This window comes from Streptomyces sp. NPDC058880, from assembly GCF_042742535.1.
Classification (GTDB): Bacteria; Actinomycetota; Actinomycetes; order Streptomycetales; family Streptomycetaceae; genus Streptomyces.
The window spans coordinates 23,088-38,648 of the sequence record NZ_JBHYMC010000067.1; the positions used below are offsets into that span (position 1 = coordinate 23,088).

At 74.3% G+C, this 15,561-nt stretch carries 13 protein-coding genes; 4 read left to right on the forward strand and 9 right to left on the reverse strand.

Features of this window, described 5'->3' with window-relative positions:
- Window positions 1–327 precede the first annotated feature (327 nt).
- The gene (locus ACFW2G_RS27975) at window positions 328–1,314 is read left to right on the forward strand and encodes a serine/threonine-protein kinase (RefSeq protein WP_384455131.1); all 987 of its coding nucleotides are present in this window, start codon (window positions 328–330) and stop codon (window positions 1,312–1,314) included.
- Between the two features lie 78 nt (window positions 1,315–1,392).
- On the opposite strand, the gene ACFW2G_RS27980 is transcribed toward ACFW2G_RS27975, so the two are convergent.
- Window positions 1,393–3,834, reverse strand: a complete 2,442-nt coding sequence (locus ACFW2G_RS27980) for a SpoIIE family protein phosphatase (RefSeq protein ID WP_384583698.1) — start codon at window positions 3,832–3,834, stop codon at window positions 1,393–1,395.
- 371 nt (window positions 3,835–4,205) lie between these two features.
- Between ACFW2G_RS27980 and ACFW2G_RS27985 the strand changes: the two genes are divergently transcribed.
- Entirely contained in the window at window positions 4,206–4,451 is a 246-nt protein-coding gene (locus ACFW2G_RS27985) for a hypothetical protein (protein ID WP_037928924.1), read from the forward strand.
- 60 nt (window positions 4,452–4,511) lie between these two features.
- Here the strand turns inward: ACFW2G_RS27985 and ACFW2G_RS27990 are convergent, their stop codons facing one another.
- On the reverse strand, window positions 4,512–5,732 hold the full coding sequence (locus ACFW2G_RS27990; RefSeq protein ID WP_384583695.1) for an NAD(P)/FAD-dependent oxidoreductase: 1,221 nt from the start codon (window positions 5,730–5,732) through the stop codon (window positions 4,512–4,514).
- Window positions 5,733–5,868: 136 nt separating this feature from the next.
- Entirely contained in the window at window positions 5,869–6,954 is a 1,086-nt protein-coding gene (locus tag ACFW2G_RS27995) for a helix-turn-helix domain-containing protein (RefSeq protein WP_037928919.1), read from the reverse strand.
- A gap of 100 nt (window positions 6,955–7,054) precedes the next feature.
- Between ACFW2G_RS27995 and ACFW2G_RS28000 the strand changes: the two genes are divergently transcribed.
- Window positions 7,055–8,272 carry an MFS transporter gene (locus tag ACFW2G_RS28000; protein ID WP_037929391.1) on the forward strand — a complete coding sequence of 406 codons (1,218 nt, stop codon included), beginning with the start codon at window positions 7,055–7,057 and terminating at the stop codon, window positions 8,270–8,272.
- Between the two features lie 188 nt (window positions 8,273–8,460).
- On the opposite strand, the gene ACFW2G_RS28005 is transcribed toward ACFW2G_RS28000, so the two are convergent.
- The 5 genes from ACFW2G_RS28005 to ACFW2G_RS28025 form a co-directional block, all read right to left on the reverse strand.
- Window positions 8,461–9,198 (reverse strand): VOC family protein, encoded by a 738-nt coding sequence (locus tag ACFW2G_RS28005; protein ID WP_037928916.1) that lies wholly within the window; start codon window positions 9,196–9,198, stop codon window positions 8,461–8,463.
- Between the two features lie 699 nt (window positions 9,199–9,897).
- Window positions 9,898–11,073 (reverse strand): galactokinase, encoded by a 1,176-nt coding sequence (gene galK, locus ACFW2G_RS28010; RefSeq protein ID WP_384583690.1) that lies wholly within the window; start codon window positions 11,071–11,073, stop codon window positions 9,898–9,900.
- Window positions 11,070–12,098 carry a galactose-1-phosphate uridylyltransferase gene (galT, locus tag ACFW2G_RS28015; RefSeq protein ID WP_384583688.1) on the reverse strand — a complete coding sequence of 343 codons (1,029 nt, stop codon included), beginning with the start codon at window positions 12,096–12,098 and terminating at the stop codon, window positions 11,070–11,072. The genes galK and galT overlap by 4 nt, the downstream gene beginning before the upstream one ends.
- 127 nt (window positions 12,099–12,225) lie before the next feature.
- Window positions 12,226–12,999, reverse strand: coding sequence for an NPP1 family protein (locus tag ACFW2G_RS28020; protein WP_037928909.1), 774 nt, complete (start codon window positions 12,997–12,999; stop codon window positions 12,226–12,228).
- Between the two features lie 572 nt (window positions 13,000–13,571).
- Window positions 13,572–14,456 (reverse strand): SDR family oxidoreductase, encoded by an 885-nt coding sequence (locus tag ACFW2G_RS28025; protein WP_384454043.1) that lies wholly within the window; start codon window positions 14,454–14,456, stop codon window positions 13,572–13,574.
- A gap of 87 nt (window positions 14,457–14,543) precedes the next feature.
- Between ACFW2G_RS28025 and ACFW2G_RS28030 the strand changes: the two genes are divergently transcribed.
- Window positions 14,544–15,014 carry a MarR family winged helix-turn-helix transcriptional regulator gene (locus ACFW2G_RS28030; protein ID WP_384454040.1) on the forward strand — a complete coding sequence of 157 codons (471 nt, stop codon included), beginning with the start codon at window positions 14,544–14,546 and terminating at the stop codon, window positions 15,012–15,014.
- A 7-nt stretch (window positions 15,015–15,021) separates the two neighbouring features.
- On the opposite strand, the gene ACFW2G_RS28035 is transcribed toward ACFW2G_RS28030, so the two are convergent.
- A partial coding sequence (locus ACFW2G_RS28035) for a sensor histidine kinase (RefSeq protein WP_384681088.1) occupies window positions 15,022–15,561 on the reverse strand: 540 nt, incomplete at its 5' end.

Sequence of the window (15,561 nt, forward strand, 5' to 3'; positions counted from 1 at the left end):
GCCTCCGTGTTCTGGGGCTTGAGTACGCTCACCCGGTTCACCTCCTAGAAAGGTCGAATGCGCGGGACGCGCGGCTGGAGTAGGACTGGCGCCGGCCGATCGGCACCCCCGACTCAACGCCATCCGCGCCACCCGCGCATGGGCGCCGGACCCGCATATTCCCCGCCCGCACCACCCAGCCACCGGCCGCTCCGGCATGGCGTGAATGGTGGTGGTCCATCCCCTTCCGGCATGATCCATGGCGTGGTAGGGGAGGCGCCTTCGGTTTCCCGCCGGGCGTCCGGTGGGACCACTGACTAGAATTCCTGCTGAGGAAGGGGGCGCCTGATGGGCGCGGACCTGAGCCAGTACACCGGCCGGCCCTCCGGGCTGGTCGGGCAGCAGATCGCCGGATACAAGATCGAGCGCATGATCGGCCGGGGTGGCATGGCCGTCGTCTACTGCGCCAGGGACCTGCGGCTGGACCGCACGGTCGCGATCAAGCTGATCGCCCCGGAGCGGGCGCGGGACGACACCTTCCGGCGCCGCTTCACCCACGAGTCGAGGGTGGCCGCGTCGATCGAGCACCCGCACATCGTGCCGATCTTCGAGGCCGGCGAGACCGACGGCGTCCTTTACATCGCCATGCGCTTCGTGCCCGGCCTGGACCTGCGGGGGCTGCTCGACCGGGAGGGTCCGCTGCCCGTCCCGACCGCCCTGCGGATCGCCGCCCAGGTGGCGTCCGCCCTGGACGCCGCCCACGACCACGAACTGGTGCACCGGGACGTCAAACCCGGCAACATCCTGGTCGCGGCGGGGCCCGACCGGGACCATCCGGAGCACATCTACCTCACCGACTTCGGCCTGACGAAGAAGTCCCTGTCGCTGAGCGGGTTCACCACGGCGGGGGAGTTCGTCGGCACGCTCGACTACATGGCGCCCGAGCAGATCGCCGGTCGGCCGGTGGACGGCAGGTGCGACCTCTACAGCCTGGCCTGCGTCGTCTACGAGACCCTGGCCGGCGGGCCGCCCTTCGTCCGCGAGGAGGACGCGGCCCTGCTGTGGGCGCACCAGTACGACGCCCCGCCGCCCCTGACCGAGCGGCGGCCCGACATCGCACCCGCCGCAGACGAGGTCTTCGCCAGGGCCCTGGCGAAGATTCCCGAGGACCGGTACGGCTCCTGCCTGGAGTTCGTGGCGGCCCTGCGGGCCGCCACCGAGCACGGCCCCCGCACCGAGCAGCGGCCCCGGCGCAGCCAGGAGCGGACGGCGCCGCCTCCCGACCCCCCGGAGTGGGCACTGCCCGTCTTCCGCGTCCCGCCCGGACCGCAGTAGGGCTGTCCGGGCGGGATCGGGTGGGCCCGTCACCCACGGCCCCCAGAAGCCCCAGAAGCCCCAGAAGCCCCAGAAGCCTCAGAAACCGAGGAGCGACTGCTCGGCCCAGATCGTCTTGCCGACGGCCGCGTGCCGGGTGCCCCAGCGCTGGGCGAGCTGCGCCACCAGCAGCAGACCGCGCCCGCCCTCGTCGAAGGTGCGGGCCCGCCGCATGTGCGGGGCGGTGCTGCTCGCGTCGGAGACCTCGCAGATCAGCGTGTCCTTCTCGTGGATCAGCCGTAGCTGGATGGGCGGCTCGCCGTACCGGATGGCATTGGTGACCAGCTCGCTGACCAGGAGCTCGGTGACGAACGAGGCATCCTCCAGCCCCCACGCTGTCAGCTGGTCGGTGGTCCGCCGACGGGCCCGGGAGACGTCGGAGGGATCGGAGGCCAGGTCCCACACCACGACCTTGTCGGCGTGCAGGGCCCGGGTCCGTGCGACGAGCAGGGCCACGTCGTCGTCGGGGCGGTGTGTCAGCAGGGCCGTCAGAACCCGGTCGCAGACCGTGTCCAGGGTGGAGGCGGGCTGGGCGAGCGCGGCGAACATGGTGTCCAGCGCCTCGTCGAGGTCCCGCTCGCGGGGCTGGAGCAGCCCGTCGGTGTAGAGGGTCAGCACGCTGCCTTCGGGAAGGTCGACGTCCAGTGTCTCGAAGGGCAGGCCGCCCAGGCCCAGCGGTGGACCGGCCGGGACGTCGAGGAGGTACACGGAACCCTCCGGGGAGACCACCGCCGGCGGCGGGTGCCCGGCCCGGGCCAGCGTGCAGTGCCGGGTCACCGGGTCGTAGACCACGTACAGGCAGGTCGTACCGATGCCCCCGGCGCTCTCGTCGACGGCCTCCCGGCCGCCCTCGTCCGCGGACAGATGGATGATCAGGTCGTCGAGGTGGGTGAGCAACTCGTCCGGCGGCAGATCCACGTCGGCCAGCGTGCGCACCGCGGTGCGCAACCGGCCCATCGTCGCGGAGGCACGGATGCCGTGGCCGACGACATCGCCCACGACGAGGGCCACCCGGGCGCCGGACAGCGGGATCACGTCGAACCAGTCGCCGCCCACGCCCGCCTCGGTACCGGCCGGCAGGTAGCGGGAGGCCGTCTCCAGCGCCGGGTGGTCGGGCAGTGCCTGGGGGAGCAGGCTGCGCTGCAGCGTCATGGTGCTGGTGTGCTCCCGGGCGGACCGGTGGGCGGTGTGGATGCTCGCCGCCGCCCGGCCCGCGAGATCCTCGGCCAGTGACAGGTCCTGTGGCAGGAAGGGACCCCGGCCGCGGCGGCGGCCGAACACGGCGACGCCGAGGCCGACGCCGCCGGCGTGCATCGGCACCACCATCACCGAGTGGGCCCCATGCGCGCCCAGCCAGGCCGCCGCGGGGTCCTGCGCCATCCACTGGGCGACCGCCGGGGCCGTCGTCGCGTAGACGGCCCCGCGGCCCGAGGCCAGGCATTGGGCGGGCGGCGACAGCGGCGGGTGGACAGCCGTCTCGCCGACCGCCACCCGCCCCTCGGAACTCCCCTCGACGGCCGAGCGCACGGCCGTACGGCACACGGTGACCGGACCCTGCTGCGGGCCGGAGGCCTGGCCGTCCCCCCGCGGCAGGGGATCGAGCAGGTCGACGACCGCGAAGTCGGCGAGCCGGGGCACGGCCACGTCCGCGAGCTCCTGCGCGGTGCGGGTGCTGTCCCCGCTGGTCCCGATGCGCGCGCCGGCGGCGTCCGGCAGGAACATCTGCTGCGTCTCGACCTCGGCCCCGGTCCGGTCGTGCGCGGCGAGGCACACGGCGCGCACCCGGCCGGCCGGATCCCGCAGCGGTGCCACCGAGGTCGCCCAGCCGTGCTCCGCGCTGACGCCCGTGGTGCGCACGAACGCCTCCATGCGCTGCGGCTCCCCGGTCTCCAGAGCCAGACGCATCCTGCGCTCGGTCTCCTCGCTCACCGGGTCCGGGGCGATCTCCGGCAGGCGCAGCCCGGCCATCTCGGACTCCGTGAGGGACAGCGTGCGCTCCATGCCCGCGTTCGCCCGCACCAGTCGCAGGTCGGCGTCGAAGACCGCCAGAAAGCAGGGGGACTGGGAGAACGACCACGCGTGCAGCGGATCACCCCACGAGGAGCCGTCACCGTCCCGCCGGCCCTCCACCGCGGAGACCACGTACCACTGGGTGGCGCCGCCGGTGGAGGTCCGGCGGTGCGCGAGCAGCCCCTGTTCCAGGCGGCCGCCGTCCCGGTGCCGCAGGGCCACCGTGCCACTCCACCGCTCCTGCTCGGCCGGGATCCGGCGGGCCGCGTCGCCGACGGGATCGGCCAGCAGGAACGCGGCGGACCGCCCCACCACCTCGGCGGACGCGTAACCGAGCAGCCGGGCGGCACCTTCGCCCCACTCGGTGACGACGCCCTGTTCGTCGACGGCGGCCGTCGCCGTGTACGCGGGCCCCCGGGCGGCACCGGTCCGCCGCGGGCGCTCACCGGGGGAGGTGGGAAGTTGCTCCATCGCCGCTCATCTCGCCCTCGCTCGATCCGTCGCTGCCGTCCCACGGGACCTGCACGGCCAGGGGCCCCACTGACAAGCATCATCCGGCGGGCCAGGGAGCACCAACGCAAGGCTGCCGGGCGGGCCGCCCGGCCCGGCCGGCCCGCGCGAGACGGCCCCGAGGCTGACGGTTCCGGCCTTCCGGCAGGTGTCAGAGGCCGGGAGAGGGGGCCCCGATCCGGTGCGGCGGGCAGGGTAACGAGACCGGATCCGAGCGTCAAGCCACGTCTTTGCGTGCCGTGACTGCGATCCGCGCGCCGGGTGTATTGGACGTACGCCTTCACGGGACCACCCGAAGGCCTCTGCATCGGACGGAGAAACGGAGAAACGTCGTGTCCGAGTATTCCTGGATCCGTGGTGTCGTGCTGGCCGCGGTTTCCGTGGCGCTGATCGGAAGCGGAATCGGCCTGCTGGCGACCTCGCTGGCCGACCCCGCCGCCGTCCCGCGTCCGGCCGTCCTGTTGCTGCCGCAGGACGGCGCGGGCGCCGTGCACACGGGCTATTCCACCGTGACCGTGAAGAAACCGGGGCCCGAGGAACGGCTCACGGCGGACCGGGAGGCCCGGCCCGGAAGGTGAGCGCCCCGATCGGCCCGCCACGGGTGTGCGGTGCGCCGCCCCGAGCCCGGGACCGGGCAGTCACCGGACCGGTTGCGTCGGCCGCGGGGCGCCCGTGCCGGTGGATCGGGCGGGACCGGCCGCGAGGAGCTCCTGGCGGCCGGTCCCGCCCGAGACGCGGTGGAGGCGGTACGAGCCGGGCTCGCGCGCCTCGCCGGCCAGGTGCTTGACGATGCCCCGGCAGACGAACTCCTTCAGCTTCGCACCGGGGCGGCCGGCGACGTGGAACGGGACGGCGACGTCGTTCCGGCGGGCGAACTGGAAGATTCCCACGCGGCGCCCAAGGCTGATGCACTGACCCGCGAACACCGCGTTCAGGGGTGCGGGCCGCTCGCCCGCGATCCGGCTGAGCACCGTGTCGGCCGCCCGCGCGCCCAGCGGTATCGCGGCCTGGCAGCTCATCCGCAGGGGCAGGTCCGAGGGGGCCGCCGAGTCGCCGGCCGCGACGATGCGGTCGTCGTCCACGCTGGTCAGCGTCTCGTCCGTGAGGAGCCGGCCCACTGCGTCGGTGCTCAGCCCGCTGCGTACGGCCAGGTCCGGCACACCGAAGCCGGCCGTCCAGACGGTGACGTCGCTGGGCAGTTCGCGGCCGTCGGCCAGACGTATGCGGTCGCGGGTCACGGCCGTCACCCTGCCGCCGGGCCCTTCGACGACGCCGACGCCGAGCGCGGCCAGCCGCCGGGCGACCGAGCGGCGGCCCCGGGCATGCAGGTACGGGCCCAGTACGCCGCCGCAGACCAGGGTCACCTTCCGTCCCTGCTCGGCCAGTTCGGCGGCGGTCTCGATTCCGCTCGGCCCCGCCCCGACCACCGTCACCGCCGCCGTAGCGGGCGCCGCCGTGAGGACCGGCCGCAGCCGCCGCGCCTCCTCCAAAGTGCTGACCGGGTAGGAGAACTCCGCGGCCCCCGGCACCCCCGGGTCGGCGCTGCCGCTGCCCACGGCGTAGACCAGGTAGTCGTAGGCGGCCGTGCCGCCGGAGGCCAGTGTCACACGGCGCGCGGCCGCGTCGATGCCCGTCACACTGTCGACCAGCAGGCGGACGTCCGGGCCCAGTACGTCCGCGTACTGCACGACCGCGTCGTCGGAGCCGCCGGCCAGCTGGTGCAGGCGGATCCGCTCCACGAAGGCCGGACGCGGGTTGACCAGCGTCACGCTCACGCCGGTGCGCTGCGTCAGGCGGTTGGCGGCCATGACGCCCGCGTATCCGCCGCCGATCACGACGACTGCGGTGTTCTCGGTCATGGTGGGCTCCCCGTTCTCTCGGTTGTCGGCTTCCGGACACAGGACACCGGTGGCCCGTCCGCTGTGACAGGCAGGGCCGCGTGACCTGCGCCACGCCTTCCGCGCCACCGCCGGCGCCCACTCGCCCCGCTGCGGCTCAGCGCAGCACGGCCGCCAGGAGATCGGCGCCCAGCGACGTCAGGTCGGGCAGGCTGAGGGTGTAGCGGACGTAGCGACCGCGCCGCCGGGCCGTGAGCAGGCCGGCCCGGCGCAAGACGGCGAGGTGCCGGGACACCTCCGGCGGCGAGAGCTCCCAGGCGTGGGCCAGTTCGCGGGTGGTGTGCGGGCCGCGGGCGAGGGTGCGCAGCAGCCGCAGCCGTACCGGATGCGAGAGCGCCTCCAGCCGGAGGGAGACCGTCTCCAGCGACACCGGCTCCGGGGGTTCCGGCTCCGCCACCGGGTACTGCACCACCGGCTGCCAGCCGGGCGCGTGCACCACCGCCAGGTGCGGCCCGCCGAAGACGCTGGGTATGAAGGTGACCGCGCGGCCGTGGGCGGAGGTCGCCTTGTCGGGCAGCTTGTCCAGGACGATGCAGTCGCCGTCCGGAGCCAGCGAGACCGCGCCGGAGACCGCCGCGAGCGCCGCTTCCACGCCCTGTCGCCTGAGCAGGTCGTTCTTCACCCGCAGGTCGGTGGCGAGCCGTACCGCGACGTCCGCCCAGGCGGCGTCGAAGAAGACCTCGGCGCACTGTTCGAGGGTGTCGCGCAGGCTCGCCCGTACGGTGGCCGGGTCCGCGAGCAGCCGTGCCGCGAAGGCCTCCTGCCGTACGCCGCGGGCCTGAGCCAGGTCCAGGGCGCGCTCCCGCGCCGTCCGGTCGTTCAGCGGTGAAGGCGCCCCGAAGCGGACCCGGTTGTTGCCGCACGTGGTGACGAGGGCCGCTGTCACGTACCTCTCGTCGTCGATCAGGTCCACGTCGTCCAGCTCCTGGGCGAGGGTCGGCCGGGGGCGGGCAGGGAGCAGGAAGTCGGCTTGTGAGGAACGCCAGAGGAAGTCCGCCTCGCGCAGCCGCTCGGAAAGCTCCGCCGGCATCCCGGCCCGTACCTCCCCGGCCAGGCCGGCGAGCTGCGGATGGTGCCCCGGCTCGGTCAGCACGTGCAGCATCGCGGTCAGCTCGGCCAGCGGGGAGGCGGCGAACCGCAGCCGTTCGGACGGCAGGCCGCCGATGTCGATCCTCAAGGTCACCGGCCCAAGCATCGCCGATCGCACGGGCGGTCGCGCCACCGGGTTGACGATGTACGTCAACCCGCGCGGCCGGGGTTCCGGCCGAACGCAGGGTGAGGCCATGGAACCCATCACCAAGATCCGCCCCCGTGCCCTGGTCCGGGCCTCCGGAGGCCCCCGTTACGCCGTCGCCCTGGTCGTGGACGCGCTCGGTACCGGCATGCTGCGGCCGTTCCTGTTGCTGTACGGGGTGATGGTGCTGCGGCTGTCCGGTCCGGCGACCGGTGTCGCCATGACGGCCGGCATCGTCGTCGGCCTGGCGTGCATGCCCGCCGTGGGCCGATGGCTGGACCGGGGCGCCCGCAGTACGGTCGTGGCGGCGGCGATGCTGGTGCGGGCGCTGGGCGTGGCGCTGCTGCTGGCCACCGCGGCCGGGCAGGTCTGGCTGTTCGCGGTGGCGGCGCTCCTCCTCGGCGTCGGCAACCAGGCATGGCCGGCTGCCCATGCGGCGCTGGTCGCCACGGTCGCCCGCGGTCGGGAGCGCGACACCGCTCTTGCGGCGGGCCGTGCCCTGCGCAACGCGGGCCTGGGCGTGGGCGCGCTCCTCGCCGCGGCGTGCCTGACGGGCGGTGCGACGGCCCTCCGGACGATGGCGGCCGCCACCGGGATCGCCTACCTCACCGCGGCCGCCCTGGCCTGGTCGGTCCGCCTGTCTGCACGTCCGGCCGCCGCACCTGCCGATGGCGCGGCGGAGGGCCAGGCGCCCCGGATGGGCGGGCTGGCGGCCGCGAACGTGGTCTACGTCTTCTGCCTCAACGTCCCCGAGATCGCGGTCCCCCTGGTGCTGGTGACCCAACTGCACGCCTCCCCGGTGTGGTCGGCGGCCGTCTTCGTGGCCAACACGGTGCTCGTGGTCACCCTTCAGGTACCGGTCACCGTGTGGATGTCCCGGTTTCCCCGGCGGACCGTGCTGGCCCTCGCCGGCGTGGTGCTCGCCGTCTCCTACCTCGGGTTCCTCGCGGCCGCCTCGCTGGGCGGCGGCTGGGGCGCCCCGGCCGTCGCCGCGGTGTCCGTTGTCTGCACCCTCGGCGAGATCATCTACGCCGGCAGTGCCACCGCGCTGGTCACCGCGCTCGCCCCGGCACACGCCCTCGGGCGCGTCCTCGCCCGCTTCGAGCTCTCCACGGGCTTCGGCCTCGCCGTCTCCCCGGCGGTCATCACCGCTCTCGCGCCCCGAGGCCCCGCCGCCCTCTGGGGCAGCCTCGCCGGTGCCACCCTGCTCGCGGCCTCGGCGGTCGCCGCGGGGAAGGACCGCGCCGGACACCTCGGCCGGAGCTGACGGCCCGCCGCGACAGCGCGCGCCCGGCCCGTTCCCCCGGCCCGTTCCCCCGGCCCGTTCCCCCGGGCCGGGCGGTCGGGACGGACGGGCCGCGCCCCGCGCCGCCGGTGGGGAACCCGACCGCGCGGGCCGGGCCGGACGGGCCCCGGTCGCCGCCCACCCCCTGCCCGCTCCTCACGGGCGCTTGCTCAGCCCGGGGTGAGGACGCAGAACTCGTTGCCCTCCGGATCGGCCATCACGGTCCAGGAGATCGCGGACTGGTCGATACCGGGATCGGTGGCGCCCAGGGCGCGCAGCCGGGCCTCCTCCGTCCGCATGTCGTCACCGCGGTACGGCCGCACGTCGAGGTGGACGCGGTTCCACACGGTCTTGGGGTCACGGTTACGGACGAACTCCAGGTAGGGTCCGACCCCTTGGGCGGATCGCAGGGTCGCCTGGCCGTCGGTGACCTCGTGCACCGTCCAGTCCATCGCCTCGCCCCAGAAGCGGGCCATCGCCCGCGGATCGGCGCAGTCCACCACCACCGCGGCGATCGGCCCGGTGTCCCGGTAGATCGGCCGGGGCTCCAGGACGCAGAACTCGTTGCCCTCCGGATCTGCCATCACCGTCCAGGGGACGTCTCCCTGACCCACGTCGGCGGGCTTCGCCCCCAAGTCCTTGAGGCGCGCGACGAGTTCCGCCTGATGGGCGGCCGAGGTGGTGGCCAGATCGAGGTGCACCCGGTTCTTCACCGTCTTGGGTTCCGGGCGGGCGATGAGGTCGATGCAGACGGCCGAGGGATGGGGGTAGGTGAAACCCACGGGTTCGAGATTGGTCACGCCGGGGCCCTCGCTGTCCATGCCCCAGCCGAGCGCCTCCGCCCAGAACCGCCCCAGCGCGGAGTCGTCGTGGGCCTTCATGTTGATCTGCACAAGTCGTGTGGCCATGCCCCGATCCTAAAACCCCGTCACCCGGCACCGAGGGTCGGCCACGGCCGGCCCGGGGCGCCGGGAGCAGGACACGCGCACCGCTCGCGGACCATCGGCGCGGGCCGACCGACAGCCGCACGACAAGGACCGGCGCTGGGGCGGCAAGAAGGACGAGAGAGTCCTGCGCAGCGACGTGGTCACCAACCTGAGCGCACCCTCATTCCCACCCTGACCCGACGTGGACGCGGCACCGTGAAGGTCTTCGCCTACGGGCTCCGTGACAGCGTCACGGATGAGGCCGCCGAACCGGCCGCCCAGCTCGTCGCCGCACACGACGTGGTCAACGCCCGGGTCGTACGCCCCCTCGGCCCCGAGAGCGCACGCCCGCGCGGCACCCGCATCCAGCTGAAGGACTTCACCGCCGGGTCATGTTCCGACCCGGGCAGTCCGGTCCGCCCCGTCACCGACTGGCCGGCAGTCCTGCAGGAGACCTTCGCTCCGTTCGCCGAGGTCATGGCGGGCGATGGCCTGGCCTTCCTCCACGCGCGGATGCAGGTCGGCCGGTGCGGCCCGGTCCTCGCCGCCGCCGTCGAGGACCGCATCATGGGGGCCGGGGCCGAGATGCGGCACCGGCTCCCTTCGCCCGGGGCGGAGTCTTCACCGGCCCCCGGGCGGCGGGCCGGCACCCGGCGGCAGCCGTGCCGTCGACCGCGCGGGTCAGCCGACGCGGCGGGCCCCCGCCGACGGCACGGCCTCCAGCACGTCCGGCGGCGCGAAGCCGGCGGCCGCGAAGGCGGCCGTCACCGCCCGGGCCACCGGTCCGGCGGCCGCGACCGGGACCAGCGCGATCACGGAGCCGCCGAAGCCGCCACCGGTCATCCGGGCGCCCAGGGCACCCGCGGCGACGGCGGCCTCCACTGCCAGGTCGGTCTCGGGGCAGGAGACCCGGTAGTCGTCCCGCAGGGAGGCGTGTCCGGCGCTCAGCAGCGGCCCCAGTGCCTCCGGCCGGCCGGCCGTCAGCAGGTCGACCGCCCGCCCGACCCGGGCGTTCTCGGTGACGACGTGCCGGACCAGCGGCGCGAGCGCGCCGGGCAGTCGCGCGAGCGCGCCCGGCAGATCCGTCTCGGAGAGGTCCCGCAGGGCGGGCACGCCCAGCAGTTCCGCCGCGCGTTCGCACCCCGCGCGGAGCGCCGCGTACGCCCCGTCGGCGAGGTCGTGCGCGACCCGGGTGTCGAGCACCAGCAGCCGCAGGCCGTGCCCGGTGAGGTCGAAGGGGACCTGCCGGACGGCCAGGCTGCGGCTGTCGAGGTGCAGCGCGCTGCCCTCCGTGCAGCAGACCGAGGCCATCTGGTCCATGACCCCGCAGGGCACACCGGCGAAGGCGTTCTCGGCGTACTGCGCCACACGCGCCAGCTCGGGCCCTGACAGCCGCAGCGCGTACAGGTCGTCGTACGCGACGGCGACCGCACATGCGAGGGCCGCGGAGGACGAAAGGCCGGCGCCCGTCGGCACGGTGCTGTCCAGGTGCACGTCGGCGCCGCCCGCCGGCAGGCCCCGCTCCCGCAGCGCCCCTACCACCCCGGCGGCGTACCGGGCCCAGCCGCCGACGGTGCCGGGCGAGAGGTCCGCCACCGTCAGCTCCGTGATCCGGCCGTCGCCCTGGGCGCTGTGCAGGCGCAGCAGTCCGTCCTGGCGGCGGCGGGCCGCCAGCATCGCGGTGTGCGGCAGCGCCATCGGGAGCGCGAAGCCGTCGTTGTAGTCGGTGTGCTCGCCGATGAGGTTGACGCGGCCCGGGGCGGCCCAGACCCCGTCGGGGGCGCGGCCGTGGATCCGCTCGAACTCCCGCCGCACAGGGTCGATGCGTGCCGCCGTGACGGTCGCGCTCGCGGTCACAAGACCTCCCGCAGCCGTCGGGCCGCCGCCTCCGGCGCCACGTCGTTCATGAAGGCCTCCATGCCGGCCTCGGTCCCTGCGGTGTACTTGAGCCTGTCGGCGGTCCGCCGGACGGTGAACAGCTCCAGGTGCAGGGCGAGTTCCCCACCCCCGATGACCGGCGCCTGGTGCCAGGCCGCGATGTAGGGGGTGGGCGCGGCCAGCCCGAAGAGCCGGTCGAAGCGGCGCAGCAGGTCCAGGTACAGGACGGGGAACTCGGCGCGCTCCGCCTCGGTGAGCCGGGTCAGATCGGGGACCCTGCGGTGCGGGTGGAGGTGGACCTCGTAGGGCCAGCGCGCGGCGTACGGGACGAAGGCCGTCCAGTGCTCCCCGGCGAGGACCACGCGATCGGTGGCCGCGCGGGCCTCCGCGAGGATGTCCTCGAAGAGGTTGCGCCCGGTGCGGGCGCGGTGCGCGGAGGCGGCGGCGAGGTGCTTGGCGGTGCGCGGCGTGGTGGTGGAGAAGGCGTAGATCTGACCGTGCGGGTGGGCCAGCGTCACGCCGATCTCCGCACCACGGTTCTCGAAGCAGTACACCTGCCGTACGCCGGGGCGGGCGGACAGTTCGGCGGTGCGGTCGGTCCAGGCGTCCAGTACCAGCCGGGCCCGCCGCGGCGTGAGATCGGCGAAGCCGGCGCCGTGCTCGGGGGTGAAGCACACCACCTCGCACCGGCCGGCCTCGCCGGCGAGGGATGGGAAGCGGTTCTCGAAGACGGCCACCTCGTAGTCGGCTGCCGGGATCTCGCTCTGCCGGCCGTCCCGGGAGGGGCAGAGCGGGCAGGCGTCCGCCGGGGGGTGGTAGGTGCGGGACTGCCGGTGGGCGGCGATGGTCACCCAGTCGCCGGTGGCCGGGTCCCGGCGCAGCTCGGGGGTGCTCTCGACCCGGTCCGGGGGACGCAGGTCCGCGGCGCCGCGGTCCCGGCCGGGCTCGCTGTCGTAGTAGATGAGCTCGCGGCCGTCCGCGAGCTCGGTGACGGTCCTGTGCACGTGCACGTCCTCGCCTGTCTCGTCAGGGGGGTGACGGCCGGGGCCGACGCGCCCCCGATCATACGGCGGCACGGCACGGCACGGCACGGCACGGGTGGGGTGGGCGGGACGTGCGGCGTGGGTCGGCTCACGGCTCCTGGTACGGGTCGAAGGGGATCCCCGCAGGCTTGGCCTTCGCGAGGTGGGACGCGAAGGATCCGTCCTTCAGGCCGAAGTGCGCGCTGCCGAAGTCGGCCTGACTGAGGGTGTCCCGGAGCGTCCCGGGGTAGCCCGACCAGCCGACGAGCGTGGGGTACTGCCAGGTGCCGCGGTGGTTCTCCGGCGGTTCGTCGTTGGAGTTCGCGGCGCGGAAGCAGTGCGTGCCGATACCGTCCTTGTGGTAGACGATCTTGGGGTGGGTGCCGGTCCATCGGATCCGGTCGCGCGAGTGGACCACGAAGTCGCCGTGCTCGGAGGTGGCGACGTACTGTGCCTCACCGCCCTGGATCCACACCGCCACGTGCTCCCAGTCGTGGCGGTGGCCCCCGAGGCTGATGAAGGGGATCGCCTGGTCCTTCTCGAAGTACAGCGCGTAGAGCACGGCGCACCAGCCGTTGTTGCACTTCCATCGCGAGTAGCCGTTGGTGTTGGCGAGGTCCGAGGCGTCCCGGCAGTTGCCGTTGAGGGCCCCGGTGGGCTTGAGCCCGCCGTTCAGGATCCCGGTCGGGCCTATCGCGGGTGTCGGGTAGCAGCCGTCGGTGTCGTAGTCGTAGGCGGGCTGGAAGGTCGTCTCGATCGCCTCGGCCTGGCCGGGCAGCGCCGGGGGCGGAGCCGCGAAGGCCGCCTGGGGGACGCCGACGACGAGCGCGAGGGCGGCGCCGACGACGACGAGGGATCTCCGGATGCGACGGTTGGTCCGCACAACAGGCCTCCTGGCCGGTCGGGTTCGAGGACGGCGGACCGGTGGGGCCACCGTCCACCGGCACGCCCGGAGCATCATTCGCGAACCAGGGCTCCGCGGCAAGGGTGCGCGCAGCCTGCAACGGCTGGGTGGGTTACTCGAACGGGCCTTCACACCAGGAGAGTTGATGACATGTCAGAAATGCCGCCCCCGGGTTCCGGTGCGGGAGGGGGTGCGGGACGCGGCTTCCGCGCACGCGACGGATCCGCCCCCGGTGGGCCGGGGCGGTTCGGGGGCGGTTCGGGGGCGGGCCGGGGGCGGACCGGCCGGCGTCACACGGTCACGGGCCGACCGTGTTCATGAGGATGATGGCCGCGAGGTTCAGGAGGATGACGGTGACGACGACGCCGACCGCGATCCAGGCCCTGCGTGATGCGTCCATGCCTGCGGTCACCTCTCGACGGGGGCGCGCCGCGGTGCGGCGGTCCGCGAGGCCGGCCGGCGGGCTCGGCCCCTTCCCATGCTGACCCCGCCGCGCGCGGAGCGCCTGTCGGCCGTGCCGTCCCGGTCCCGCCGGGTCCGGCGCGGCACGGTCAGCCCACCCAGGTCCCCGTCATGCCCAGCACGGCCGAACCGTCCCGGTCCACCAGCTTGGTCCCGGTGAAGTCGCGGGCCCACTGCGAGGTCTGGATGCGGAAGGCGGGGCGGTCGGCGGTCAGCGCCTCCATGACGGCCTCGGCCGCTTCGGTCGGTGTCTGGGCGGCACCCTCCGCGAACTGGCTCACCGTGCGGTCGATGTAGGTGTGCAGTGCGTCGGCGTACGGGCCGGCCTCGGCGACGGCGGCGGCGAGGTCCAGTCCGATGTTGGCGACGAATTCAGTCGCCACCGCTCCCGGCTCGATGACGGACACGGTCACGCCGAGGGTGCGCGCGACGGGCGCCAGGCTCTCCATGTACCCCTCCACCGCGAACTTCGCCGCACAGTAGGCCTCGTTGAAGGGCTGGCCGACGACTCCGCCGACGCTCGTGACGGTGATCAGGCGTCCCCCGGTGGCCCGGAGGTGGGGGAGTGCCGCCTTGGAGACGTTCAGTACGCCGAAGAAGTTGACCTCCATGACCGCGCGGACGTCGGCCACGGATTCCAGCTCCAGTGTGCCGAGGTGTCCGGCGCCGGCGTTGTTGACCACGGCGTCCAGGCGGCCGTAGTCGGCGATCACGCCGTCCACGGCGGCCGTGACGGACTCCTCGTCGACGACGTCGAGGCGGCGGATGTCGATCTCCACGCCGGCCTCGGCGGCGGCCTTGCGCAGCGCGCCGGCCCGCCCCGGGTCGCGCAGCGTGGCCACCGTGCGCCAGCCGGCGCGGGCGGCGGCGACGGCCGCGGCCAGTCCGATGCCGGAGGAGGTGCCGGTGATCAGGACGGTGCGGAGCGAAGCGTCCGCGGCCGTCGCACCGTCGGGGGTGGGGAGGGTGGGCATGGTGCACCTCTGGAGTCTCGGGTATATGTGCGTGCACACACACTTTAAATTTATGTGCGTGCGCACGCAACCTCTAGACTGTGCGACATGCCGAAGAAGCTCACAGAAGCCGAGATGCCGGCGGCCGATTACGCCTTCTACGGGCTGGTCTGGGCCGGGGCGACGATGACGGACCGCGTGGACAAGGCCCTGGTCAAGGCGCACGACCTGCCCGTGTCCTGGTTCGAGGTCATGCTGTGGCTGGCATCCAGCCCCGAGCCGGTGCCCGCCTCCGTCCTGGGGAACAGCACCCTGCTCAGCCGCAGCCAGGTCTCCCGGGTCGTGGACGCCCTGCAGAGCCGCGACCTGGTGGCGCGGACGCCGTCCGTCCGCGACGCGCGCTCCGTGGAGGTCTCCCTCACGCCGGCCGGCCGTGCCCTCTTCGCGGCGGCCGACGCCACCCGGCGCGAGGCCCTGGCGCCGGGTTTCACGGATCTCCTCGACGCGCAGGACCTGGAAGCCCTCGGTACGGTGTGGCGCAAGCTCAAGGCCGCCGCCAAGGCTGCGCAGGCCGAGTAGCCGCCGCTCAGCGGCCCCGGACCGGCCGGCGGCGGGACGTGCGCGGCCTGCGCAGCCTCCGCCCGGACGGGGCCGACGGGGCGAGCGCGAACGTCACGGTGATGCGGGCGCCGCCCAGCGGGCCGCGGGCGATGCGCATGGAGCCGCCCGTCGCGGTCGCCGCCCGCTGCGCGATGTCGAGGCCCAGTCCGGTGGACCCGGTGCTGCTCCCGCGGGACAGCGCCCGGTCCGGTTCGGGGATTCCGGGGCCGCCGTCCTCCACGACCAGCTCCACGGCCTGGGCGGTGCGCACGACCTGGACGCCGAACGGCGTCCCGGGTGCGGTGTGTCGGAAGACGTTCCCGATCAGCGCGTCCACCACAGCGGCGATGTCGTCGTCGGAGAGGCTCACGGCCGTCGGCTCCGAGGTCAGGTCGAGAGCGCAGGACCGGTTCTGCTGCTCCGCCAGGACCGTCCAGAACGCGGTGCGGCGGCGTACGACGTCGGACGCCTCGCAGCGCGGACCGGAGGACCCGGCCGCGGACCGGCCCGCGTCCGGGTCCGCGGC